The sequence below is a fragment of the Blastochloris viridis genome (assembly GCF_001402875.1).
GTDB classification, from domain to species: domain Bacteria; phylum Pseudomonadota; class Alphaproteobacteria; order Rhizobiales; family Xanthobacteraceae; genus Blastochloris; species Blastochloris viridis.
On the sequence record NZ_CP012946.1, the window covers coordinates 2,326,083 to 2,350,462 of the forward strand.

At 68.2% G+C, this 24,380-nt stretch carries 19 protein-coding genes and 4 riboswitches; of the genes, 3 read left to right on the forward strand and 16 right to left on the reverse strand.

Going from position 1 to position 24,380, the window contains the following annotated elements:
- Positions 1 to 4 precede the first annotated feature (4 nt).
- Positions 5 to 1,420, reverse strand: a complete 1,416-nt coding sequence (locus BVIR_RS10215; RefSeq protein ID WP_055037571.1) for a short-chain fatty acyl-CoA regulator family protein — start codon at positions 1,418 to 1,420, stop codon at positions 5 to 7.
- A gap of 189 nt (positions 1,421 to 1,609) precedes the next feature.
- Here BVIR_RS10215 and BVIR_RS10220 point away from each other — a divergent pair, with 189 nt between their 5' ends.
- From BVIR_RS10220 to prpB, 3 genes are read left to right on the forward strand one after another with little or no spacing between them, the layout of a single operon-like run.
- Positions 1,610 to 3,169, forward strand: a complete 1,560-nt coding sequence (locus BVIR_RS10220; protein WP_055037572.1) for an MmgE/PrpD family protein — start codon at positions 1,610 to 1,612, stop codon at positions 3,167 to 3,169.
- An 11-nt stretch (positions 3,170 to 3,180) separates the two neighbouring features.
- Positions 3,181 to 4,392 carry a bifunctional 2-methylcitrate synthase/citrate synthase gene (prpC, locus tag BVIR_RS10225; RefSeq protein WP_055037573.1) on the forward strand — a complete coding sequence of 404 codons (1,212 nt, stop codon included), beginning with the start codon at positions 3,181 to 3,183 and terminating at the stop codon, positions 4,390 to 4,392.
- A 7-nt stretch (positions 4,393 to 4,399) separates the two neighbouring features.
- The gene (prpB, locus tag BVIR_RS10230; protein ID WP_055037574.1) at positions 4,400 to 5,320 is read left to right on the forward strand and encodes a methylisocitrate lyase; all 921 of its coding nucleotides are present in this window, start codon (positions 4,400 to 4,402) and stop codon (positions 5,318 to 5,320) included.
- A gap of 192 nt (positions 5,321 to 5,512) precedes the next feature.
- Here the strand turns inward: prpB and BVIR_RS10235 are convergent, their stop codons facing one another.
- The 15 genes from BVIR_RS10235 to cysE form a co-directional block, all read right to left on the reverse strand.
- Positions 5,513 to 6,088 (reverse strand): PadR family transcriptional regulator, encoded by a 576-nt coding sequence (locus BVIR_RS10235; protein ID WP_082416978.1) that lies wholly within the window; start codon positions 6,086 to 6,088, stop codon positions 5,513 to 5,515.
- A gap of 11 nt (positions 6,089 to 6,099) precedes the next feature.
- Positions 6,100 to 6,327: a (2Fe-2S) ferredoxin domain-containing protein gene (locus BVIR_RS10240; RefSeq protein ID WP_055037575.1), complete on the reverse strand. Its 228-nt coding sequence runs from the start codon at positions 6,325 to 6,327 to the stop codon at positions 6,100 to 6,102.
- A gap of 530 nt (positions 6,328 to 6,857) precedes the next feature.
- A complete protein-coding gene (locus BVIR_RS10245; protein WP_055037576.1) occupies positions 6,858 to 7,496 on the reverse strand; it encodes an anaerobic ribonucleoside-triphosphate reductase activating protein in 639 nt (212 codons plus the stop codon).
- Entirely contained in the window at positions 7,489 to 7,689 is a 201-nt protein-coding gene (gene nrdD, locus BVIR_RS17295; RefSeq protein ID WP_055037577.1) for an anaerobic ribonucleoside-triphosphate reductase, read from the reverse strand. The genes BVIR_RS10245 and nrdD overlap by 8 nt, the downstream gene beginning before the upstream one ends.
- Positions 7,690 to 7,706: 17 nt before the next feature.
- Positions 7,707 to 9,728, reverse strand: coding sequence for a ribonucleoside triphosphate reductase (locus BVIR_RS10255; RefSeq protein ID WP_055037578.1), 2,022 nt, complete (start codon positions 9,726 to 9,728; stop codon positions 7,707 to 7,709).
- 236 nt (positions 9,729 to 9,964) lie between these two features.
- Positions 9,965 to 10,164: riboswitch (cobalamin riboswitch) on the reverse strand.
- A 54-nt stretch (positions 10,165 to 10,218) separates the two neighbouring features.
- Positions 10,219 to 11,010 carry an acyl-CoA thioesterase gene (locus tag BVIR_RS10260; RefSeq protein WP_055037579.1) on the reverse strand — a complete coding sequence of 264 codons (792 nt, stop codon included), beginning with the start codon at positions 11,008 to 11,010 and terminating at the stop codon, positions 10,219 to 10,221.
- Positions 11,007 to 13,349: a 5-methyltetrahydropteroyltriglutamate--homocysteine S-methyltransferase gene (metE, locus tag BVIR_RS10265; RefSeq protein ID WP_055037580.1), complete on the reverse strand. Its 2,343-nt coding sequence runs from the start codon at positions 13,347 to 13,349 to the stop codon at positions 11,007 to 11,009. The genes BVIR_RS10260 and metE overlap by 4 nt, the downstream gene beginning before the upstream one ends.
- A gap of 109 nt (positions 13,350 to 13,458) precedes the next feature.
- A riboswitch (cobalamin riboswitch) is annotated at positions 13,459 to 13,680 on the reverse strand.
- A 38-nt stretch (positions 13,681 to 13,718) separates the two neighbouring features.
- Positions 13,719 to 17,177, reverse strand: a complete 3,459-nt coding sequence (cobN, locus tag BVIR_RS10270; protein ID WP_055037581.1) for a cobaltochelatase subunit CobN — start codon at positions 17,175 to 17,177, stop codon at positions 13,719 to 13,721.
- Positions 17,177 to 18,211 (reverse strand): cobalamin biosynthesis protein CobW, encoded by a 1,035-nt coding sequence (gene cobW / locus BVIR_RS10275; RefSeq protein WP_055037582.1) that lies wholly within the window; start codon positions 18,209 to 18,211, stop codon positions 17,177 to 17,179. Before cobW ends, cobN begins: the two co-directional genes overlap by 1 nt.
- 8 nt (positions 18,212 to 18,219) lie before the next feature.
- Positions 18,220 to 18,924 (reverse strand): energy-coupling factor ABC transporter ATP-binding protein, encoded by a 705-nt coding sequence (locus BVIR_RS10280; protein WP_055037583.1) that lies wholly within the window; start codon positions 18,922 to 18,924, stop codon positions 18,220 to 18,222.
- Entirely contained in the window at positions 18,908 to 19,702 is a 795-nt protein-coding gene (gene cbiQ, locus BVIR_RS10285; protein WP_055037584.1) for a cobalt ECF transporter T component CbiQ, read from the reverse strand. Before cbiQ ends, BVIR_RS10280 begins: the two co-directional genes overlap by 17 nt.
- A complete protein-coding gene (locus BVIR_RS10290) occupies positions 19,702 to 20,334 on the reverse strand; it encodes a hypothetical protein (protein ID WP_055037585.1) in 633 nt (210 codons plus the stop codon). Before BVIR_RS10290 ends, cbiQ begins: the two co-directional genes overlap by 1 nt.
- Positions 20,335 to 20,344: 10 nt before the next feature.
- Complete coding sequence (gene cbiM, locus BVIR_RS10295) at positions 20,345 to 20,959, reverse strand: cobalt transporter CbiM (protein WP_055037586.1); 615 nt, start codon at positions 20,957 to 20,959, stop codon at positions 20,345 to 20,347.
- Positions 20,960 to 21,077: 118 nt separating this feature from the next.
- Complete coding sequence (locus BVIR_RS10300) at positions 21,078 to 21,872, reverse strand: DUF4198 domain-containing protein (protein ID WP_055037587.1); 795 nt, start codon at positions 21,870 to 21,872, stop codon at positions 21,078 to 21,080.
- A gap of 137 nt (positions 21,873 to 22,009) precedes the next feature.
- Positions 22,010 to 22,223, reverse strand: a riboswitch (cobalamin riboswitch).
- A 562-nt stretch (positions 22,224 to 22,785) separates the two neighbouring features.
- Positions 22,786 to 23,008: riboswitch (cobalamin riboswitch) on the reverse strand.
- Between the two features lie 166 nt (positions 23,009 to 23,174).
- Positions 23,175 to 24,032: a serine O-acetyltransferase gene (gene cysE / locus BVIR_RS10305; RefSeq protein ID WP_055037588.1), complete on the reverse strand. Its 858-nt coding sequence runs from the start codon at positions 24,030 to 24,032 to the stop codon at positions 23,175 to 23,177.
- Positions 24,033 to 24,380 lie beyond the last annotated feature (348 nt).

Sequence of the window (24,380 nt, forward strand, 5' to 3'; positions counted from 1 at the left end):
GGCCTCACCGCGCGGCGTAAGGCGTGAAGGCGCTGCGGTTCTCGTCGACCGACAGCGCCCGGCCGATCAGCGGAAACGCCCGCTGCGGGCAGGCCGGGCGTTCGCACACCTTGCAGCCGGCGCCGATCGGGGTCGGCGCCGCCGGATCGTCGAGGTCGAGCCCTTTTGAATAGACCAGCCGGCCGGCGTGGCGGATGTCGCAGCCGAGCCCGATGGCGAAGGTCTTGCCCGGCTCGCCATAGCCGCCGAGCGCGTCGTGCACGGTGCGGGCGATCCACAGATAGGTGCGCTCGTCCGGCATGCGCGCGACCTGGGTGACGATGCGGCCGGGCTGCGCGAACGCCTCATACACGTTCCACAGCGGGCAGGTGCCGCCGGAGCGTGAGAAGTGGAAGTCGGTCGCCGACTGCCGCTTTGAGATGTTGCCGGCGCGATCCACCCGCACGAAGAAGAACGGTACCCCCGCCGCGCCCGGCCGCTGCAGCGAGCTGAGGCGCTGGCACACCGTCTCGAAGCCGACGCCGAAGCGCCGGCCCAATAGATCGATGTCGTAGCGCAGCGCCTCGGCCGCGGCGAGAAATCCGGCGTACGGCATCAGCAGCGCCGCCGCGAAATAATTGGCAAGGCCGATGCGGGCGAGCGCGTGGGTTTCGGCCGCGCCGCGCGCGGCCTCGGCGGCGAGCTGCGCAATCGCCTCGTCCATTTCGAGGAAGGCGAGCTGGGTGGCGAGCTGAAAGGCGCGCTGGCCGTCGTCGAGGCGGGCGGCAACGCCGAGCAGCCGCGCAGCGGGGTCGAAGCGGCGCTGGCCGGCGTCATCCGAGCGCTCGACGCTGACGCGCACACCGTGGCGCTGATCGAGATAGCGCGCAAGCCCGGCCGCCAGCGTCGGCGCCAGCGGCCGAATCTCGCCGGCCAGCCGCTCCGCCGCGGCGTCCAGCGCCGCGAAATGATTGTGGTGGGCGTAGAAGAAATCGCGCACCTGCTCGTAGGGCATCGGCGCGGTGAGCGTGGCGACGCCGCCCGAGCCGAGCCCCAGCTGATTGGCCATGGCGTCGGCCCGCTCCAGCGCGGTGCGATAGCGCCGATGCAGCGCCACCACCGCGCGGCCGAGCGTCGGCATCTCGGCGGCGAGCTGCTTCACCTCGCCAAGACTCACCACCGCGCCATTGGCCGGATCGGCGAACACCTCGCGCAGGTCGGCGACCAGCCGCGCCTCGTCGCCCTCGGAGAACAGCTGCACGTCGACGCCGAACACGGCGTTGACCTTCAGCAGCACCGGCACCGTGAGCGGCCGCTGGTTCTTTTCGAGCTGATTGACGTAGCTCGGCGACAGCCCGAGCGCCTGCGCCAGCGCGATCTGGGTGAGGCCGCGCTCTTCGCGCAGCCGCTTCAGCCGTCCACCGACGAACGCCTTCTTCATCGTCACCTCGTCTTCGCAAACTTCGCAAAGCGCCGGCAAATTCGGCGAATATGTTTGCCAATTCAGGAGTTACCCGGCGAACCCCGATTGTGAATATTGCGAGATGACCGGCCGAGGCAAGTGCCAACCGCGCGGTTGCCGTCCGCGGGCGGCACGCCAAGGCCCGCTTTCACTCAAGGATATTCGACCGTGAAGCTTCATTGCGTCCGCACCCACAAATCCGCCGACAACCTGCCGCGTGCCGAGCAATTCGCCTGGAAGATCGCCGAGGTGGCGACCGACCCGGTGGCGGTCGAGCCCGACGTCGCCTTGATGATCGGCAACCGCATCATCGACAACGCCGCGGTGGCCGCCGCCTCGCTGACCCGCCGACCGGTGGTGAATGCGCGGTTCCAGGCCAATGCCCATCCGTTCCGCCCCGGCGCGACCGTGTTCGGCATGTCGTTGCACCGGCGGGTGTCGCCGGAATGGGCGGCGTGGGCCAACGGCGTCGCGGTGCGCGAACTCGACTTTCACGACACCTTCCTTGCCGCCGATTATTCCCACCCCGGCGACAACATTCCGCCGGTGCTGGCGGTGGTGCAGCATTGCGGGCTCGACGGCGCGGCGCTGGTGCGCGGCCTTGCCGCCGCCTACCAGATCCAGGTCGATCTGGTGAAAGGCATCTGCCTGCACGAGCACAAGATCGACCACATCGCCCATCTCGGCCCGTCGGCCGCCGCCGGCATCGGCGCCGCGCTCGGGCTTCCGACCGAAATGGTCTATCAGGCGGTGCAACAGGCGCTGCACGTCACCACCACCACCCGCCAATCGCGCAAGGGCGAGATTTCGAGCTGGAAGGCCTACGCCCCCGCCTTCGCCGGCAAGATGGCGGTGGAGGCGGTCGACCGGGTGATGCGCGGCGAAGGCGCGCCCTCCCCGGCCTGGGAGGGCGAGGACGGCTTCATCGCCTGGATGCTGGGCGGCCCGGAGGTGTCCTACCTGGTGCGCCTGCCCGAGAAGGGCGAGCCCAAGCGCGCGATCCTGGAGACCTACACCAAGGAGCACTCGGCCGAATACCAAAGCCAGGCGCTGATCGACCTTGCCCGCCGCATGGGGCCGCGCATCGGCGATCTGTCGCGGGTGAAGAGCATCGTCATCCACACCAGCCACCACACCCATTACGTGATCGGCACCGGCGCCGGCGATCCGCAGAAGATGGACCCCAAGGCAAGCCGGGAAACGCTCGACCACTCGATCATGTACATCTTCGCGGTGGCGCTGGAGGACGGCGGCTGGCACCACGAGCGCTCCTACGCGCCGGAGCGGGCAGCGCGCCCCGCCACCGTGGCGCTGTGGCACAAGATCTCGACGGTCGAAGACTCCGAGTGGACGCGGCGCTACCACAGCCACAATCCCAAGGAGAAGGCGTTCGGCGGCCGCGTGGTGGTGAGACTCAACGACGGCCGGGTGATCGAGGACTCCATCGCCGTCGCCGACGCCCACCCGCTCGGCGCCCGGCCGTTCGAGCGCGCGCACTACATCGCCAAGTTCCGCACCCTCGCCGAGGGCATCATCACCCCCAGCGAGCAGGATCGCTTCCTGGCGACGGTCGAACGGCTGCCGACGCTGAGCGCCGACCACATGTCCGGCCTCACCGTCGCCGCCGATCCGACGCTGCTCGCCCCCAGCGACACCACCGGCATCTTCGACTGGCGCGCAACTGATGCCGCGCCGGCCGCTGCCCCGCTTTCCGCCGTCTCCGCTTGATGAGGACTGTCATGACGCAGACTCTATCGACCACCGACCCGTCGAATGCGACCGCAGCGCCCGGCCGGCCGGCCAAGAAATCGGTCGCGCTGTCGGGCGTCGTCGCCGGCAACACCGCGCTGTGCAGCGTCGGGCGCAGCGGCAACGACCTGCATTATCGCGGCTACGACATTCTCGACATCGCCGAGATCTGCACGTTCGAGGAGATCGCCTTTCTCCTGGTGCACGGCACCCTGCCGACCGCCGCGGAGCTTGCGCTGTACAAGACCAAGCTGCAGCGCCTGCGCGGCCTGCCCTCGGCGGTGCGGCGCATTCTGGAGGAGCTGCCCGCCAGCGCCAACCCGATGGACGTGATGCGCTCGGGCGTGTCGGCGCTGGGGTGCGTGCTGCCTGAGCCGGAGGACCACAACCTTCCCGGCACGCGCGACATCGCCGACCGGTTGCTCGCCTCGCTCGGCTCGATGCTGCTCTACTGGTACCACTTCGCCCAGAACGGCCGGCGCATCGAGGTCGAGACCGACGACGACAGCATCGCGGCGCACTTCCTCCACCTGCTGCACGGCCGCCCGCCGGCGCTTTCACACGTGCGGGCGATGCACACGTCGTTGATCCTCTACGCCGAGCACGAGTTCAACGCCTCGACCTTCACCGCACGCTCGATCGCCGGCACCGGCGCCGACTTCTATTCCGCCATCGCCGGCGCCATCGGCGCGCTACGGGGGCCCAAGCACGGCGGCGCCAACGAGGCTGCGTTCGAGATCCAGAAGCGCTATGTCGACGCCGACGAGGCGGAGGCCGACATCCGCCGGCGCATCAAAGCGAAAGAGGTGGTGATCGGCTTCGGCCATCCGGTCTACACCATCTCCGACCCGCGCAGCCGCGTCATCAAGGAGGTGGCGCGCCATCTCTGCGTCGAGGCGGATTCGACGCGGATGTTCCAGATCGCCGAGCGCATCGAAACCGTGATGCACGAGACCAAGAACATGTTTCCCAATCTCGATTGGTTCAGCGCCGTGTCCTACCACATGCTCGGCGTGCCGACCGCGCTGTTCACGCCGCTGTTCGTGATCGGCCGCACCTCCGGCTGGAGCGCGCACGTTATCGAGCAGCGGGTCGACAACAAGATCATCCGGCCGTCCGCCAATTACGTCGGACCGGAAGGCCGCACCTTCGTGCCATTGGAAGCGCGGGGGCGCACGGTGTCCTCGATCCGGGCCGCGTGAGGTCGCCGTGCCCTATCTGATCGCATCTGACTATCCGAACGAGACGGCGGGGGCACGCTTTCGCGCCCTCGTCGAGCGCGGCGGCATCCTCCGCCTTCCCGGCGCCCACAACGGCATGGCGGCGCTGCAGGCGCGGGCTGCCGGCTTCGAGGCGCTGTACCTGTCCGGCGCCGCGATGACGGCATCGATGGGCCTGCCCGACCTCGGCATCATCACCGTCGACGAGGTCGCCGGCTTCGTCCGCCAGATCGCCCGCGCCAGCGCGTTGCCGGTGCTGGTCGACGGCGACACCGGCTATGGCGAAGCGCTCAATGTCATGCACATGGTGCGCACCTTCGAAGACGCCGGTGCCGGTGCGGTCCATATCGAGGACCAGATCCTGCCGAAGAAGTGCGGCCACCTCAACGGCAAGAAGCTGGCCGACGCCCGCGACATGGCGGCCAAGGTCGCCGCCGCCGCCAAGGCGCGGCGTCAGCTCTATTTGATCGCCCGCACCGACGCCGCCGCAACCGAAGGACTCGACGGCGCGGTGGCGCGGGCGAAGCTCTATGTCGAGGCCGGCGCCGACGCCATCTTCCCCGAAGCGCTCGGCGACGCCGAAACGTTCCGCGCCTTCGCCGCCCGCCTGCCCGGCGTGCCGCTGCTCGCCAACATGACCGAGTTCGGCCGCACGCCGACCTTCACCGCGGCGGAGTTCGAGGCGATGGGATATCGCATGGTGATCTGGCCGGTGTCCTCGCTACGGGTCGCGGCCAAGGCGCAGGAGAAGCTCTACGCCACCCTCGCCCGCAACGGCAGCACCAAGGCGATGCTCGGCGAGATGCAGACCCGCGCCGAGCTCTACGACCTGATCGGCCTCGCCGCGTTCGAGGCGCTCGACGCCTCGATCGTGTCGACGGTGCTGCCGGGCGCCGCCGCCGCGGAGTGATCGGGCCTTGCGCGCGCCGGGGCGGCCGCCTCGGCGGGCGCAGGTGGCGGCGCGCCGGCGGCCGCAGGTCCCGCGGTCCCGGCGCGCTTGCCAAGGTGCGGCACCACCACCGGCGCCGCGCTGGCGCGGCGGCCGAGCCGGCCGGCGCGGGCCAGGGTTCGCAGCTGGTCGCGGACCCATCCCGTCATGGCGTCAGGTCCGCTCGATGTCGGCGACCGCGCGATCGAGCGCGTCGGCGATGGCGCGCGCCGCCTCGTCGGTGAGCGGCACCCGCTCCATCCGCATCCGGAGCGCGAGCTTCAGATTCTCCATGGCGCGGATCACCGGCGCCGGCACTTCGGCCCGGCTCGCACCGACCTCGGCCATGCGGACCAGCATCGCCTCCACCGTCGCGCGGTTGGCGTTGAGATAGGCTCGCCCGGCATCGGTGACGGTGTAGAGCTTCTTGCTGCCGTCGCTGTGGCCGACATCGACGAAGCCCTGCTCCTCAAGCAGCGTCAGGGCGGGATAGATGGTGCCGGGGCTCGGGCTGTAGGCGCCGTTGACCGCGGCCTCGATCGACTTGATCAGCTCGTAGCCGTGCCGCGGCCGCTCGGCGATCAGATGCAGCACGACGAGATGAAGATCGCCGTGGGCGAACAGCCGGCCCAGCCGGCCGCCGCGGCCGCGACCGTGGCCGGGCTCGCCCAATGTCGCATGATCGTCGGCGAAACCGCGCCGCATGCGGCCATGGCCGCCGCCCAATCCGTCGAATCGGGATTTGAACATTTTATCCTCCGTCAGTCCTGGTTGGTGGCGCCGCGGCCGATCGCCGCGACGATGTCTCGAACGTCGCCGGCCTGGACGCGAACGTGGGTGGTGTCGCGGACCGGCACGCCGGACACATCGCCGGATTGCCGGACCACGACGATCGGTCCCTCCGCACAACGGTCGATGCAGCCGCACGGCCGCACCTCGATGTCGGTTCGACCGCTGGCCGCCACCTCGCGCTTGAGGTCGTCGACCAAAGAGCGGTCGTTCCAACGACAGCGGCAGTCGGATCCGGCACAGACCGCGATCACTGCCCCGGCCTCGGACCCGCTTTCCGACGCCGATGAGCGGCGTTCGGCGCCGGCCGCCGCGTGCCGCCTGTGCCGGCCTGCCGCCGGCGGGGCGTCGGCCCGGCCCTCCCCCAGCGCCCTCGCCAGCCCTCTCAGCAGGGCGGCAAGGCCCGCGGAACCGCAGCCTCCCGCCCGGTTTCGCTGGTGTCCGCCGCCGTGGCGGTGTCGCCGGCGGCGCCCCATTTCGATCTGCATGATATATCCTCGTACGTTTCGATGAGATTTCGATACATCTAATCGCCATCGAAAACAAGTCTGCCGACGTCGATTTGACGCCAGCCAAGGCGCCGGCGGGCGCGGCGGGATCGGAATTGTGTTTTTGATCAAGGAGATGGCGCCAGATGGTCGCGTCAATGGCGACCGGGCGCGCCGGCCGACGCGCGCCGTCACCGAGCGCGGCGCCAGCGCGCGGGAATTCTTGTCGTTGAATCAGACGCTTAGGACGACGCCACCGTGCTCGCCTGCCCCACCAGCTCCGCGTCGGCGCAGCCGGCGACGCGGAACGGCTGCAGCCGGGAGGTCACGCCCAGCGCCGCGAGCTCGCTGCAGAGCCGCGCCAGCGCGACCTCGTCGAGCAGTGCCGGGTGGACGGTGGTGCGCAGGTCGCAGGCGACGCCGCTGGCAAGCAGGAGCTTCAGGCTGGCGCGCGCCGCCTCGCCGCTGCCGGCGACGCCGGTGATGCGGGCGTAGTCGTCGAACGGCGCCTTGATATCGAAGCCGACCCAGTCGACGAGCGGCAGCAGCGCGGCAAGCCGCTCCGGCGCCGGGCCGCCGGTGTGCAGGCCGACGCGAAACCCCAGCGCCCGCACCTCCCCGGCCGCCTCCGTCAGCGCCGCCTGAACCGATGGCTCGCCGCCGGAGAACACCACGCCGTCGAGAAGGCCGCGGCGGGCCGTAAGGAACGCCAGCACATCAGGCCACGCGACCTGCTCGGCGCCGCGCGGCGGCAGCAGATGCGGATTGTGGCAGTAGCGGCAACGCCACGGGCAACCCTGCAAGAACACCGTGGCGACGAGTTGGCCCGGCCAATCGCAGCACGACAGCCGCGCCAGCCCGCCGATGCGCAACTCAGCCAAGCTCGGTCTCAAGCTTCACCCGCCCCTCGCTGAAGCAGCGCCGCTCGGCGAACTCGCCTTGCTTGCCGCGATTGAACGACGCCACCGGGCGGTGATAGCCCATCACCCGCGTCCAGATTTCGCAAGGCTGGCGTTCGCTATCCTTCAGCTCAATGACGGGCTTGAGGTCGGCGGGAGACGGCATATGGGTCATGGCGGGCTCCAGTTCAGTTAATGGGCTGCGGCGTGCTGCTTGCGAGCGATCAGCTCGGCGTCGCATTTCGGGCAGAAAGCGTGCTCACCTTTAATGTAGCCGTGTTTGGGGCAGATCGAGAACGTCGGCGTTACGGTGAGATAAGGCAGTCGGAAGTTTTCCAGCGCCCGCCGCACCAGTGTCTTGCACGCCGCGGCGGAGGAAATGCGCTCCCCCATATAGAGATGCAGCACGGTGCCGCCGGTGTACTTGCGCTGTAGTTCGTCCTGCCGCGCCAGGGCCTCGAACGGATCGTCGGTGAACCCGACCGGCAGCTGGCTGGAATTGGTGTAGTAGGGCTGGTCGGGCGTGCCGGCCTGCAGGATGCCGGGGAAGCGCTTCCTGTCCTCCCGCGCGAAGCGGTAGGTGGTGCCCTCGGCCGGCGTCGCCTCAAGGTTATAGAGGTGGCCGGTCTCCTCCTGGAACGCGGTGATGCGCGCGCGCAGATGGTCGAGCACCCGCACCGCGAAGGCGTGGCCGAACTCCGTGGTGATGTCCTCGGCGTCCGCAGTGAAGTTGCGGATCATCTCGTTGATGCCGTTGACGCCGATGGTGGCGAAGTGGTTGCGCAGCGTGCCGAGATAGCGCCGCGTGTAGGGAAACAGCCCGGCGTCGATGTGGCGCTGGATCACCTTGCGCTTGATCTCGAGGCTGGTGCGCGCGATCTCCAACAGCGCATCGAGGCGCGCGAACAGCTTGGCGTCGTCACCGCGGCTGGTGTAGCCGAGCCGGGCGCAGTTGAGCGTGACGACGCCGACCGACCCGGTCTGCTCGGCGGAGCCGAACAGGCCGTTGCCGCGCTTGAGAAGTTCGCGCAAGTCGAGTTGAAGCCGGCAGCACATCGAGCGCACCATGTGCGGCTTCAGCTCGGAATTGACGAAGTTCTGGAAGTACGGCAGCCCGTATTTCGCCGTCATCTCGAACAGAAGCCCGGCGTTCTCACTCTCCCACGGAAAATCGGGGGTGATGTTGTAGGTCGGGATCGGGAAGGTGAAGACGCGGCCCTTGGCGTCACCTTTGGTCATCACCTCGATATAGGCGCGGTTGATGCCGTCCATCTCGACCTGGAGATCGCCGTAGGTGAAATCCATCTCCTCGCCGGCAATCACCGGAACTTGGTCGCGCAGGTCGTCGGGGCAGGTCCAGTCGAAGGTGAGATTGGTGAACGGCGTCTGGGTGCCCCAGCGCGAGGGCACGTTGAGGTTATAGACCAGTTCCTGAATGCACTGGCGCACCTCGGCGTAGGACAGTTGGTCCTTGCGCACGAACGGCGCGAGATAGGTGTCGAACGAGGAAAATGCCTGGGCGCCGGCCCACTCGTTCTGCAGCGTGCCGAGGAAGTTGACGATCTGGCCGACCGCGCTGGAGAGGTGCTTCGGCGGCGCCGCCTCGACCTTGCCCGGCACGCCGTTCAGGCCCTCCATCAGCAGCGTGCGCAGCGACCAGCCGGCGCAATAGCCGGCCAGCATGTCGAGGTCGTGGATATGAAGATCGCCCTCGCGGTGGGCGCGGCCGACCTCGGGCGGGTAGACGTGCGACAGCCAATAATTGGCCACCACCTTGCCGGAAACGTTGAGGATCAGCCCGCCCAGCGAATATCCCTGGTTGGCGTTGGCGCTCACCCGCCAGTCCGCCCGGTCGAGATATTCATTGACCGAGGTTTCGACGTCGACCGCCGTCCTGGCGTCGCGGCGCAGGCGGGCGCGCTGCTCGCGATAGACGATGTACGCGCGCGCCGTGGCAAAATGGTCGGCCGAGATCAGCACCTGCTCGACCACGTCCTGGATCTGCTCGATGTGCGGTGCCTGACCCTGGAAGCGGTGGGCGAGCACCTTGATCGCCTGCTCGGCCAGCCGGGCGCTGTCCGGCCGGTCGAACTCGCCGGTTGCCTTGCCGGCGCGCTCGATGGCGACGCGGATCTTGTCGCCGTCGAACACCACCGGCTGCCCGGTTCGCTTGATGACGTTGGACGGCAGAACGACGGGATCGGCGGGGGACATGGCGCTCCTCGGCACGGAGTTTCCTCGGCAGAACGGGCGGAGGACACCGGAGGCCGTGGCCGGCAGGCGGCGACAGCCGCAGGCGCCGGTCCGCGCTCCGCCGGGACACCCCGCCCGAGGACGTCGATGCGGGAACCGAAATCGCATGGCGATCCCAGTTCGTCCTTTCGCCAAAACCCCTGCTCGAGCGAGGGCTGTTGGCGATCGGAATACGAAACGCCGGCCCAAACAGGCCGGCTTCGTACCGTGCTGCGGCAGGTCTCCTGGCTCGCGGGTCGTTGCCTTCGTCCGTCTTCCCGGAACCCTCAAGCCCCAGTGACTTCACATGGACGTCGGCTCGCCGCTCACAGTTGCGGGGGCAGCGCCGGACTTGCACCGGCTTCCCTCTTAGCCCCAGATGTTGATCATCGCGGGGACCGAGGCACTATATGCTGTAGCTTTGTCGCCTGAGTCGAGTCAAGAACGCGTCCCCCGCCGGCTGTGAACGGCGTCAGCCGGCGGTATCCACCGCCACGACCGGCCGAGCCGGGATCGGATGGTGGCGATCATCGACCGCCACCATCACGAACTGGCCATGGCCGCATAAACGCCGCGCACCGGTGCCCAGCGTTTCGGCCCACATCTCCACCGTAACCGTCATCGACGTGTTGCCGACCGCGCTGACCCGCGACACCAATTCGACGATCTCGCCTTCGTGGACGTGGGCGGTGAAATCGACTCGTTTTGCCGCGGCCAACACCACCGAGCGGCGGCAATAGCGCGTCGCCACCACGAATGCCGCCTTGCCCATGGCGGCAAGCGCGTTGCCGCCATAGAGGCTGCCGTAATGGCTGGTGTGCTCGGGAAACACCAGCTCCACCGAGCGCAGTTCAGCGTCCGGCTCCACCATCGGCGCCGGCTTGAGCTGTGGCAATTGGCCGCCGAGGCCAGCGAGTTCGCCGACCGCGACCATGTTGAACACGCCACCGCCGCAGCGGCGGCGCTCGCCGGTCAGCGGCGCCTCCGCCACCATCTCGACCTCTGCCGCCAGCGAACGGCGGCCGACTTTGACCACCCGTCCGGTCAGCTCGATGATATCGCCGAGCCGGCCGGGCGCCTTGAAGTCGATGCCGTCGCACGATGCGGTGACGAAATCGACCGGAGCGTGGCGCGTCGCGGTGATGAACGCCACCTTGTCCATGTGGGCGAGGCCAATGCCGCCGAACAGCGTGCCGTGGTGGTTGGTGTCGCCGGGAAAGACGATATCGACCAGCCGCGTGGCCCGCACCACCTGCCCCCTCATTCAGCTGCCTCCGCCCTGTTGGCGCGCATCTGCCGCGCAGCCTCCATCATGTTGACCAACGCCGGGCGAACTTCCTCCCAGCGCCGCGTCTTCAATCCGCAGTCCGGATTGACCCAGATCTGATCCGGCGACAACCGGCGCGCAGCCTTCGTCAACAGTTCTATCATCTCGGCGGTGGTCGGCACGCGGGGCGAATGGATGTCGTAGACGCCGGGACCGATCTCGTTGGGATAGTGGTAGAGCGCGAACGCCTCGAGCAGTTCCATCTTCGAACGCGAGGTTTCGATCGAGATGACGTCGGCGTCCAGTGCCCCGATCGAGTCGATGATGTCGTTGAACTCGGCGTAGCACATGTGGGTGTGGATCTGGGTGCCGTCGCGCACGCCCGCCGCGGCAAGCCGGAAGCAATCCACCGCCCAATCGAGATAGGCACGCCACTCGGCGCGGCGCAGCGGCAACCCTTCGCGCAGCGCCGGCTCGTCGATCTGGATGACCTTAAGACCCGCCGCCTCGAGGTCGGTCACCTCGTCGCGCAACGCGAGCGCGATCTGCCGGCAGACCTCGGCGCGCGGCAGGTCGTCACGCACAAACGACCATTGCAGCATGGTCACTGGGCCGGTGAGCATGCCCTTCATCGGCCGCGACGTCAGCGATTGGGCAAAGCTCGACCACGCCACCGTCATCGGTGCCGGACGGGAGACGTCGCCGAAGATGATCGGCGGGCGCACGTAGCGCGAGCCATAGCTCTGCACCCAGCCGTGCTTGGTGAAGGCGTAGCCGGCGAGCTGCTCGCCGAAATACTGCACCATGTCGTTGCGCTCGAACTCGCCATGGACCAGCACGTCGATGCCGATGTCCTCCTGCCATTTGACTGCCGCCTCGGTCTCCCGACGCAGGAAGGCGTTGTAGTCGTCCTCGCCCAGCTCGCCCTTGGCGAACGCCGCGCGTGCCTTGCGCACCTCCGCGGTCTGCGGGAACGAGCCGATGGTGGTGGTCGGAAACTGCGGCAGCTTCAGCGCCTCCCGCTGCACCGTTTGCCGCTCCGGGTAAGGGTTCGCCCGCCACGACATCCACGGCTCGACCGCCGCGGTGCGCGCCGCCACCGCCGCATCGTGCACCTTGGTCGAAGACCTCCGCGAGGCGATCGCCGCCGCCGCGTCGTCGAGCTCGCCACGCACCGCGCCGCGGCCCTGGGCCAGCGCCTTGCCGAGCACGGAAAGCTCGCCCATCTTCTGCAGCGCGAATGCCAGCCAGCGCTTGAGGTCGGGGTCGATGTCGGTCTCAAGTTCGAGATCGACCGGCACGTGCAGCAGCGAGCACGACGGTGCGAGTTCCAGGTGATCGGCACCGCGGCGGCCGACCACCGGCTCCAGCCGCGTCAGGATGGCGTCGAGATCGGCGCGCCAAATATTACGGCCGTCGATCACACCAAGCGACAGCACCAACCCGCGCGGCGCCTTGGCCAGCACATCGCCCAACTGCTCCGGCGCCCGCACCAGATCGAGATGCAGCCCGGCCACCGGCAGCGCCAGCGCGGTTTCCAGATTGCCGCCGAGCCCGCCGAAATAGGAGGTCAGCATAATCTTCAGCTTGGGCAGCGCGTAGGCGATCATGCCATAGGCTTCGCGCAGCGCCCGCCGCTCGGCGTCGGAGAGGTCGAGCACCAGGCACGGCTCATCGAGCTGCACCCATTCCGCACCATTGGCGGCCAGCCGACGCAGCACCTCGATATAGGTCGGCATCAGGCCGGCGAGCAGCGTCAGGCGATCGAAGCTGGCGTCGTGACTCTTGCCAAGCTTGAGGAAGCTCACCGGCCCGAGCAGCACCGGGCGCGTGGCAAAGCCCAGCGCTGCCGCCTCGCGGTATTCGTCGATCGGCTTGGTCGAGGCCAGCGAAAAGCTCTGCCCAGGCTGAAACTCCGGCACCATGTAATGATAGTTGGTGTCGAACCATTTGGTCATTTCGAGCGCCGGAACGCCGGATGCGTCGTGCCCGCAGCTGCAGCTGGTCTCGGCGCCCTGGCTGCCACGCGCCATGGCGAAATAGCTATCGAGCGGCACCGCGCCGCCCGACCAGCCATAGATCGCCGGCACCGCGCCGACCATCACCGCGGTGTCGAGCACGTGGTCATAAAGTGAGAAGTCGTTCGACGGGATGACGCTGACACCGCGAGCAGCCTGGCATGCCCAGCTGGCGGCGCGCAGCCCGGTGGCCGCCTCCTGGAGAGCGGTGGCGTCGATCTTGCCGGACCAATAGCGCTCCAGCGCCGATTTCAACTCGCGGCGCGGACCGATCCGCGGCACACCCAGCGTGGCGACAGGAAGAGAGAGAACAGACATTGGCTCGAACCCCAAAATGTTGGGGGCAAAGGTCGAGCGGTCGCATGCGGACGATCCACCGGCAGGCCGCCGCGGATTCGCAAGCGCACCACCGGGACACCCCGCCCAGGGACGTTATGTTGTCGCGGCAGGTCTCCTGGCTCACGGGTCGTCGCCTTCGTCCGTCTTCCCGGAACAGTCAAGTTCCAGTGACTTCACATGGACGTCGGCTCGCCGCTCACAGTTGCGGGGGCAGCTTCGGTCTTGCCGGCTCAGATGAGCTGCGGCGCACCGAATTCCCTCTTAGCTCCGGACCGATGGGGTCCAGAGAACCACGACGGGGCGGACTGTGGTCCCCGGCACGACATCGAGTCAAGCCGGGGCGGAAAATCAATTCTGCGAACCGTCCACCGGCGGCTCGCCATCGCTCGGCGAGGCAAGCGCATCGATGGTGCTGTTCCGCCGCATGTCCCAGTGGCCCGCCGCGATGAGCTGGCGGAAGCGCCGCCGCATCGCCTCGGCAGCAACGGGATTGGCGGTTTCCAGGAAATTCCGCACCGCCTCGTTTCCAAGCGTCGCCTCAAAATATCCGTCGAAGTGATGGCTCTCGACGACATCGGCGAGATGGGCGAACAGCGCCATCTGGTCGAGCGTCCAGGCGATTTCGGCGGCGCCGCGGAAACCGTGGCGCATCTGCCCTGCGATCCAGCGTGGATTGGTGGCGCGCGCGCGCATCTCGCGAGCGATCTCCTCCGGCAGGGTGCGCATCCGCGGTGCCTCGGCACGCGCCGAATCGGCGTGGTAGAGCGCGGGCGCCCCGCCGAGCATGCGCGCCGCCGCGGCAAAGCCGGCCTCGTGGGCGGCGTAGTCGGGCGCCATCAGCAGGTCGGTCTCCGGCAGGTCCTGGGTATGGACGAACGCGTCGGCGTTGGCGGCGCGCTCTTCCAGCGCAGCACGAGCGGCGGCGCCATCAGTGCTGCCGCCGTACGCGTAGGCGCTGCCTGCCAGCCAAGCATCCGCAGCCGCGGCCGCGGTGGCCGGCGTCAGTTCCTCGAGCGTTTCCGCCACCCCGACACCGTAGCGGCCCGGCGCCGGGCCGAACACCCTCGGCCCGGCGCGATCCCGAAACGGGTTTTCGGAGGACGGTTCCTCGCGCCGCGCCAGCGCCGCCACCGCCTGCTCGAACAGCACCGGCAGATTGGCAAACACGTCGCGGAACAGGCCGGAGATGCGCAACGTCACGTCGACGCGCGGGCGCCCGATCTGGGCCAGCGTCAGCACCTCGAAGCCCGACACCCGGTCGGAGGCAAAATCCCAAACCGGCACCACCCCGATCAGGCTGAGCGCCATGGCAAATTCCTCGCCCGCGGTGCGCATGGTGGCTGAACCCCACAGATCGACCACAACGTTGCGGGGATGCTCGCCATGGTCCTGCAGGTGGCGCGTCAGCAGCGCCGTGGCGAGGCACTCCCCCTGCAGCGCCGCGGCTCTGCTCGGCACCGCGCGCGGGTCGCTGGTGAAGAGGTTGCGGCCAGTCGGCAACACGTCATGCCGGCCGCGCCACGGCGAGCCGGCCGGCCCGGGCGGCACCGCCCTGCCCGCCAGCGCAGCGAGAAGCCCGGTGCGCTCGCCTGCGGCACAGGCCGCGAACGGCATGGCCGCGAGCGGCCTGTTGAAGCTGTCGTCGTCCTCCGGCAGCGCCGGGACGCGGCCGAACACGTGAAGGCCGTCGGGAAACAGCGAATTCTTGACGTCGCAGACGAAGGCGTCGAGCTTCACCACCGCCTCGCGCGGTGCCATATCGGCGTTCAGGCCGCTATCGCGGTCGAGCCCGGTGTCCTGCGCCGCCTTGAGGATGTCACCGGCCAGCCGTTCGCGCCGCCGCGGGTCGAGCCCGTCGGCGTTGGAGTATTCGTCAAGCAGGCGCTCGACGGTTCTGAGGCCCGGCGGCAGCGGGCCGCGCCGCTGCGGCGGCGTCATGTGGCCGATCGTCACCGCGCCGAGCCGACGCTTGGCGGTGGCGGCCTCGCCGGGATCGTTGACGATGAACGGATAGATCACCGGCGTTGGGCCAACCAGCACGTCCGGCCAACACCCCCCCGACAGCGCCACCGATTTGCCCGGCAGCCATTCCAGCGTGCCGTGGGCGCCGATGTGGACCAGCGCGTCGATGGCGGCGATGTGGCGAAGCCACAGATAGAACGCGACGAACGAATGACGCGGCGATCGGCGCGGATCGTGATACTCGGCCGCGCGGTCGGCCCGCGCGCCGCGATCGGGCTGCACGGCGACAATCGCGTTGCCGCACCGCGTGGCGCGAAACCGGAAGACACCATTCTCAACAATGGGGTCAGACTCCGGCGGCCCCCATTGCGAAGCCAGCTCGGCCGCCAACGCCGGATCGATGCAATCGAGCGCGGCGCGATACTCGGCCAGCGGCCAGTGCATCGTCGCGGCGGTGAGCCGGTCGATCAGCGTGCCGTGGTCGGGCGGCAGGTCGCCAATCCGATAGCCTGTCTCCGCCAGCAGCCGCAGAATCTCGACGGCGCTTTCCGGTGCGTCGAGGCCGACCGCGTGGGCGATCTGATCGTCCCGCCCCGGATAGGCCGACAGCACCAGCGCCAGCGCACGCTCGGCGGCGAGTTTGCGCCGCAGCCGGATGACTGCAAGCGCACGCGCGACAACCGCCGTGACCCGCTCGGCATGAGCGGCGTGGCGGACGCGGGCGAAGCCGAGCTCGGGATCGAGCGGCTGCGGCTCTTTGAACGAGACCACGCCCGCGAACACCCGGCCGTCGATTTCCGGCAGCACAACATGAATGGCGAGATCGGGCGGCGACAGGCCACGCTCCGACCCCTCCCAGGCGGCGCGCGAGGACCCCGCCAATGCCACCTGCAGCACAATGGCATCGACCGCCTCGAACGGCGAGCCATCGGCGTCACGTGCCGAGAATGCGGTGGCGTTGACGATCACCTCCGGCCGGATGTGCTGAAGCTCCCGACGCAGCCAGCGGTCGGTGGCCGCCGCCTTGAGGCTGTCGACGAACACCCCGACCGGCCGGACGCCGCGCGCAGCGAACTCCGTCATCAGCCGATCGACCGGTTCAAGGTCGTCGGCAAGGACGAAGGCGCGGTAGAACACCACAAGCGCGCGGGGCGCCTCGCCGGGCACCGGCGGCTTGACGGGACGCGCATCAGGATCGCCGGGGAAATAGCCATGGGCCGGCAGCGCCGCCACCGCCGGCAGTGGCGCAGCGGAAAAGCCCGCGGCGCGTGACAGTTCGGCGAGTGCGGCCTCCGCCGCCCGCGCGCCGCCGATGTCGCACAGCGCCTGAAGCCGCCGCAGCACCGCGACGGGCAGGTTGGAGGCGTCGTCCAGCCGAGGATCGGCGCGGCCGTCGCCTGGCACGATCGCGAGCTTGATGCCGCGGGCGTCCGCCACTGCCCGCACCTGCTCGACGCCATAGCGCCAGTAATCGAGCCCGCCGAGCAGGCGGATCAGGATTGCGCGGGCGTGAACAAGCGTGTTCTCAACATAGAGATCAACCGACAGCGGATGCGCGAGGCGAGCAAGATTGGCGAGCCTCAGCGAGGGCAGCGTGGAGCATCCGCCCACCTGATCGGGCGGGTCGGATGCTCCACGCGTCTGTTCTATCGCATTTTCTCTCGCAAAACCGGTATCCACTTTTGCGGAAATAGCTCGCGCACGGCCGGCCTGCCAGCCGGCGGCAAAGGCGCAGAGGTCACTGTCGGCGAACGACAGCACGACAAGATCGGCCGGCGATTGCCTCAAGTCCTCGGCAACCGCCGCCTCTTCCAGCCCGTGCGTCTCGCGCAGCAGGATGTGCATCAGGCCTCCTGCAGCACCCTTGTCACCGCAGCGTGGTCGAAGCCCTTCTCGCCGATCACGACGAGGCGCGAGGCGCGAGCCTCGTGCGGCGCCCAGGCGCGGTCGAACTGCGCCCGCACCCGCGTGCCGACGCCTTGCACCAGCAGCCGCATCGGCTTTCCCGCCACCGCCACATAGCCCTTCGCGCGCAGCACGCCGTGGTCGCGGGCAACGGCCTCGACCTTGGCGACGACGGCCTCGACGCTCGAATGCGCGGGCAGCGTCACGTCGATGGTCTCGAAATCGTCGTGGTCGTGGGCGTCGTGGTGCTCGTGGTGGCTCGGGCGGGCGTCGAGGTCCTGTTCCGCCGCAGCGTTGATGCCGAGAACGATGCGCGGGTCGACCCGGCCTTCGGTTGCCTCGATCACCGGGATGCGGCGCGGGCTCTCCGCCTGAATGATGTGGTGGGCCCTGGCCAGCGCCTTGCTCTCGACGAGGTCGACCTTGTTGAGGATGACGAGGTCCGCACAGGCGACCTGGTCCTCGAACACCTCCCCGAGCGGGGTGTCGTGGTCGACGCTGGCATCGGCCCGGCGTTGCGCCTCGACCGCCTTGAGATCGGGGGCAAATCGGCCGTCGGCGACCGCCTCCGCATCAGTGACGGCGATGACGCCGTCAACGGTGATGCGGGTGCGCAAATCCGGCCAGTCGAACGCCTTGAGCAGCGGCTTGGGCAGCGCGAGGCCGGAGGTTTCGATCAGGATGTGCTGCGGCGGCTCCGGGCGCGCCAGCAGCGCCGAAATGGTCGGCACGAATTCGTCGGCGACCGTGCAGCACAGGCAGCCATTGGTCAGCTCGACGATGGCATCCTCGGGGCAGTTGGCGTCCGAGCAGCCCTTCAGGATCTCGCCGTCGACGCCTACGTCGCCGAACTCGTTGACCAGGATGGCGAGCCGCCGCCCGTGAGGCGCTGTGATGAGATGGCGGATCAGGCTGGTCTTTCCGGATCCGAGAAAGCCGGTGATGATGGTGACGGGGATCTTCTCGATCGACATGGGGGCTCCTAGCTTTGCCGGGCGATACGCGGACCGTGCGCGATATCTCTTTGGCCGTCATCGACGGCCTGGACGCGCCCCTCTATCAGGCGGACGCTGCGGGTTGCCACGCTGCGGCGAAACAGCGGGTCATGGGAAACGATGATCATGGCCTGCGGCAGCCCATGGAGGATGCCAATCAGGCGCTCGCGGGTCGGCTCGTCGAGGGCGTTGGTCGGCTCGTCGAGCAGCAGCACCTGTGGCTCCATCGCGAGCACTGCCGCAAGCGTGACCAGCCGCTTCTCGCCGCCGGACAGCTTATGGGTGACACGGTCGCGAAGGTGTGACAGCCGCAACTCGTCGAGGACACGCGCGACGATGGCGGCGGCCTCACCCCGGCTGTGGCCAGTGTTCAGCGGACCGAAGGCGACGTCCTCGGCCACGGTGGGACAGAACAACTGGTCGTCGGGGTCCTGAAACACCAGCCCGGCGCGGCAGCGAACCTCGTGGAAATCGCGTTCGGCACGGCGCTCGCGCCCGAACGCGACCACGGTTCCGACCTGCGGCAGCAGGAGGCCGACCAGGATCTGCAGCAGCGTGCTCTTGCCGGCGCCATTGGCGCCTTCCAGGCACAAACGCTCACCGGTGGCGAGCGCAAGATCGGCGCCGCTCAGCACCTCCGGCTGGCCGGGATAGGCGAACGAGAGGTTCCGCGCCTCAAGCAACAACGCCACCGCAAGCCTCCAGCACGATGAGACCGAGTGTCAGACCGGAAAACACGGCCGCGAACGCAACGTCGCCCGCCGTCAAATTCCCGCCCGTTTCGAGCGACAGCCGGCCGGAAAAGCCGCGGCAGCGCATGGCATTCAAGATCCGCTCGGAGCGCTCCAGCGCCCGCACCAGCATCATGCCGATCAGATAGCCGAAGCTGACATAGGTGTGCCGCGAATTGGTCGGCCGAAAGCCGCGCGCGCGCATGGCGGTGCGCAGCCTTTGGTACTCCTGATCGAGCACATCGACATAGCGCACGGTGAACAACAGCAGGTGCACCAGCCGTTCCGGCATGTTGAGGCCACGCAGCGCACGCGCCAGCACGGTCGGCTCCAACGTCGACAACAGCGCCATCGCCATCATCACCACGGCATTGGCCTTGAGCGCGATGGTGGCAGCCCGGCCCAGACCCTCCCATGATGCGGCAAAGCCGACCAGCTCGAACGCCGGCGTGCCGGGCACGGTAAACGGCAGCATCGCGATCATCACCACGATGAAGCTATCCATCGCCACCACACGGCGAAGGGTGCGACCGACCGGCAACCGCGCCAGCAGCATCGCCACGACCGCGCCGGCCAGAGCGAGCGCCAGCACGTCAAGACGCGCCAGCACCACAACCACGATGGCGAACGCCGCCACCGCGACAATGCGCAGCCGCGCATCACGACGCGCGATCGGCCCATGGCCGATCGCAGGATCGAGCAAGCCCACGGTGGCGGCGGACCTCACGACGCGCCCCATCACGGCGCTCGTGGGCGGCGGCGGGCCGCAACGAAGAACCATAGCCCGAACAGCCCGACGATGTAGCCGATGCCGCCGAGAATGGTCTGGAGATCGTTCTTTTCCTTGTAGGCGATGAGTTCGCGCCGCAGCGGACGGATTTCGTTACGGATCAACTCGGCAAGCTCGCTGCGCTCGACTTCGCTCAACGCCGCAGCATCGGCCGTCGCCGGCGTGACCGCGCTCGAGATCGCAGCATTCTGAGCTTCGACAGCCGCCGGCGAGCCTGTCGGTTCGGATATGCGACTTCCGCCCTTCGCCAGCGACGCCGGCAACTCGGCCTTCTCAAGCCGGATCTCGGCGACATGGCCGGCGCCGAGGTCGGCGCGGAAGATGTGAGTGACCGCAGCCTGCGGCTCGAACACGAACGTGCCGTCCTGCTTGGTGCGAACCTCGCCGAGCTTGGCGCCGTCCTCGCCGAACACCTCGACCAGCACATTCCTGGCTGGCTCGCCATCGGAGAAGCCGATCTCGCCTTCGATGCGCTCGCCGCTGGCATAGACGCCGGCCACCACCTTGTGCGCCAGCGCCGGCGCGTGGCTGCTGAGCGCCAGCGACAGCGCCAGAACGAGGGTTGCTGCAATGTTGTGCATGATCGCGATCCTATCGGACGGTCGCCGGGGATGAGAACAGTTCCGGCTTGACCCGCCGCGCCAGCAGCACCGCCGCGCCGGTCAGCAACGCCTCGATGGCCATCACCGGAAGGTGCGCAAAGAACACGAGCTTGGCGGCCGGGATGAACTCGTCGCCAGAGGCGGCGAGCGCGATGCCGACGGCGAGCGTGGTGAACGCGATCGCCAGCGCGCCACCGACCGCGCCCCAGATCGCCGCCACGGCCGGCGAGCCGGCGACAATGCCCGGCCGGCAAAGGTAGAACACCAGCACCGCCGGCAGCGCGATGTTGAGGGTGTTGACGCCGAGCACGGTCAGACCGCCGAAGCCGAAGAACACCGCCTGCAGCAACAGCCCGACGAACAAAGCCGGAAAGGCCGCCCAGCCCAGCACCAGCCCGGCAAGGCCGTTGAGGATGAGGTGGACGCTCGATGGCCCGATCGGAACGTGGACGAGCGAGGCGACGAAGAACGTCGCGCTGAGCACCCCGGCAGCCGGAATCTTGTCGGTCGGCATCTGCCGCAAACCGATCCCTACTCCGACCACTGCGAGCGCGGTGCCGGCTGCCACGACGGGCATCGACAATGCGCCATCGACGATATGCATGTGACCACCCTCTCAGGCCGTAATATCGAGCCTCGCCCACCCGTGGCGGCGCGAAAACCGTGTCAGCGTTTTAAGTCGTGCGGGATGGCAGGGGCCGACCGCGCCATCCCGCTCCGCCTCATTTCACGTCGTAGGCACGCACCCACAGCACCGCGTCTTGCGACAGCGGCTTGCCGTCGTGCTGCTTGGCCGAGCCGCTGCCGAGCGCGGCGAAGCCCCAGAAGCCGGCCTTCGGGAGGCCGAAGGTGAACACGCCGTTGGCGTCGGTAATGGCGACCACCGCGCCGCCGGGGGGCGGCGATGCCTTCGCCTTGCCCGGTTTGCGGGCGGCGATGTCGGGCTCGGCCGCGAGGTATTCGATCTCGATTTCCGCGCCGGCGACCGGCTTGCCCTCTGACAACACCACGCCGGAAAACGTGGAGCCGGCGAGGATATTGGTCGGCTTGTTGAGCGGCACGATTTCGGTGGCGAGTCCGACCGGCTCGTTCCAACCGCCCGGCACACCGCCCTGGTTCACGAACGATTTGGTGATCTGCTGGATGAACTTGCCTTCGCTCTTTTCCAGGTAGGGCGCCGGCACCAGCACGAAGATGTAGTCGCCGAGCCGCCGCACCGGCACCTTGGCCTCGAAGCCAGCCGCAGCATTTTCGGCGCCGCGAAAGCTGATCGGGGAGAGCTTGGCAAGAAGGTCCGTCTTCTCACCCTTGTGGATGACGAAGAACTCCAGCGGCTTGCCCATGTCCATGGCGTGACCGTTGGCGAACGGATGCCAGAATGCCAGCAGCAGCGGAATCTCGCCGGCCTTCTCGAGATTGACCTCCGGCGTATAGACGAGCTGAAAATGGGCCTTGGCGGGAGTCGCGGCGCATGTCGCCAGCGCAGTCGCCGCCAATGCGGCTTTCAAAACCTTCACGATAAAAGTCCCCCAACGCGGGCCGCGTCGCGGCCCTTGCACCGAAAGGAGACGCTTGGGAGATCAGCGGCGCACACGGACGATCAGCGCCCGTGGTGCTGCACGACGCTCACCCCGGCGTCCGACGACAGTCCGCTCGCGTATGAGCGGGTGTGGCAGGTCTCCTGGCTCACGGGTCATCAGGTCGCCGAACCTTCCCAGCCCGTCCGGGCCAGTGGTCGTTCTCGGCGATCTTCACCGCTTACAGTTGCGGGGGCAGCCTCGGATTTGCCGCGCAAGCGCGACGCACCGCGTTCCCTTTTCATCCCGTCCGGAGTCGCCGGAGCGGGAACCACATCTCAACGTAGCCAATAAACTCGAGGATGTCGACAGCGCCGCCACAATTTTCAGCGCGCCTTTCAGCGCGCCGGCAAACTACATTAAAATAAAACAACACCCCAGCGGCGCAGATCAACGTGCCGCCGGCCCTGAATACGGACGTACCGAACGGAAACAGCAAAAAAACAGCCGCGTAACCTTCGCTCGTTTTACGGCGGCCGCCGGATCGCAGGCCGCCGGCCGCACGCTGCGCCGCGAATGGCCGTGCCCGGCCCCGTCCACGGAGCGCTTGAGTTCCTGCGTTGGGATCTGAGCCGTGCCGGCCCGAACGGCCGGTTCGGGCACCAGCGCCGGCTGTCGCCGCCGCCATCGGCGGAAAGCCCGCCACGCGGAACCCGCGCCGATGCGCACGCTTCACCGGGAGCACCGCGCGCTGGGCGCGATTCGTTCCCGGCCAGCCGATATCGGGCAACGCGAGCTGTCATTTTCGGCGCAACCCCTCGAATTCAGGACTGGGCCGAGCGGGCGCATGCAGGAGAAACCACCGGCGGAACGCGCGGGACTCGCAAGCGCACCACCGGGACACCCCGCCCAGGGACGATATGATGTCGCGGCAGGTCTCCTGGCTCGCGGGTCTCAGCCTTCGTCCGGTCTTCCCAGGGTTCGTTACCCCAGTGACTCGACGTGGACGTCGGCTCGCCGCTCACAGTTGCGGGGGCAGCCCCGGATTTGCCGATTCCTTCCGGAGATTCGGCGCGCCGGATTCCCTCTTAGCTCCGGGCCATCAGGCTCGCAGAACCACGACGCCGGGAATGTGCCCCCCGCCGCGAGCCCAAGTCAACCATCCTGCAGCCGGAACGGGCACTACCATGTCGGCGCCCGGCTCGGGCATCCGCCAATCCGGCAAAGCCGAGTGGGAGCCGTAAGCTCCTACGCTGCCGAGATTATCGACCGAAAAATCGGCTCGCCTTTGCGGAAGGTGCTCTAAATCACGTAATCGAAGGCGTCGTAGGCGTCGCGGTCGAGGGTCTGGTCCATGGCCGACGCCGGATCGGGACACCCAGCCGGCCCCACCGGCCGCGCCGGCACGCCCGCCACCGTGGTGTTGGCCGGCACCGGGCGCAGCACCACCGAGCCGGCGGCGACGCGGGCGCAGCGGCCGATCTCGATATTGCCGAGGATTTTGGCGCCGGCTCCGATCAAGACGCCGCGTCGGATCTTGGGGTGGCGGTCGCCGGTCTGCTTACCGGTACCGCCGAGCGTGACGCCCTGCAGAATCGAAACGTGATCCTCGATCACCGCGGTGGCGCCGACCACAAGGCCAGTGGCGTGGTCGAGAAAGATGCCCTCGCCCATCGGCACCGCCGGGTGGATGTCGGTCTGGAACACCTCGGACGACCGGCTCTGCAGATAAAGCGCAAAGTCGCGCCGGCCGCTACGCCACAGCCAATGCGCCAGACGGTGGGTCTGGATGGCGTGAAAGCCCTTGAAATAGAGCAGCGGCTCGATCGCCCGCGTCGTCGCCGGGTCGCGATCCAAAACGGCCCTGAGGTCGGCGCGCACCGCCTGACCGATCGCCGGATCGGCAGCAAACGCCTCGCTGAAGGCGTCATAGAGCAGCCGATCGGGCAAGGACGGTCCGGCGAGCCGCCCCGACACCCGCCGCGCCGCCGCATCCTCGACCGAGGTGGCGTGAAAGACCGTCGGAACGACCAGCCCGCCAAGCTCCGGCGAGGCACGCAGCACCGCTTCGGCTTCCTCCCGTACCGCGGGCCACAGCACATCGTCGCCCGTCGGCAAGGATCGCACCGTCGCGACGAACGGTCTCGGCGTCATTTGCATCACACCGCTCCCACGGCAACGAGTTCGTACACACGCTTTGCGGAAAATCGCATCAAATTCCCGGAAACGACGTTGTCGAAAATCCTCGCTCGAAACGGGGATGTTCGGCAAGCAGACTCCGGTTGCGAACCTGATCGGGCCGCAATACTGCACCATCGAGCCGCAGCGCACTGGTTTCGTCAAGAAAACGCCATGCCATTTTGCTGCGCCTGCTTAGGTTTCCGTTCTACCGGACGTCGCAGTCACAGATACGAAATTCTCCGGCCGTCAGACGCCACGATCGCTGCGGCGCCTCGCCGCGCCGGCACTGCCGAGCGCGCTCTCCGCAGCGCTGCCGAGGCATGGCTT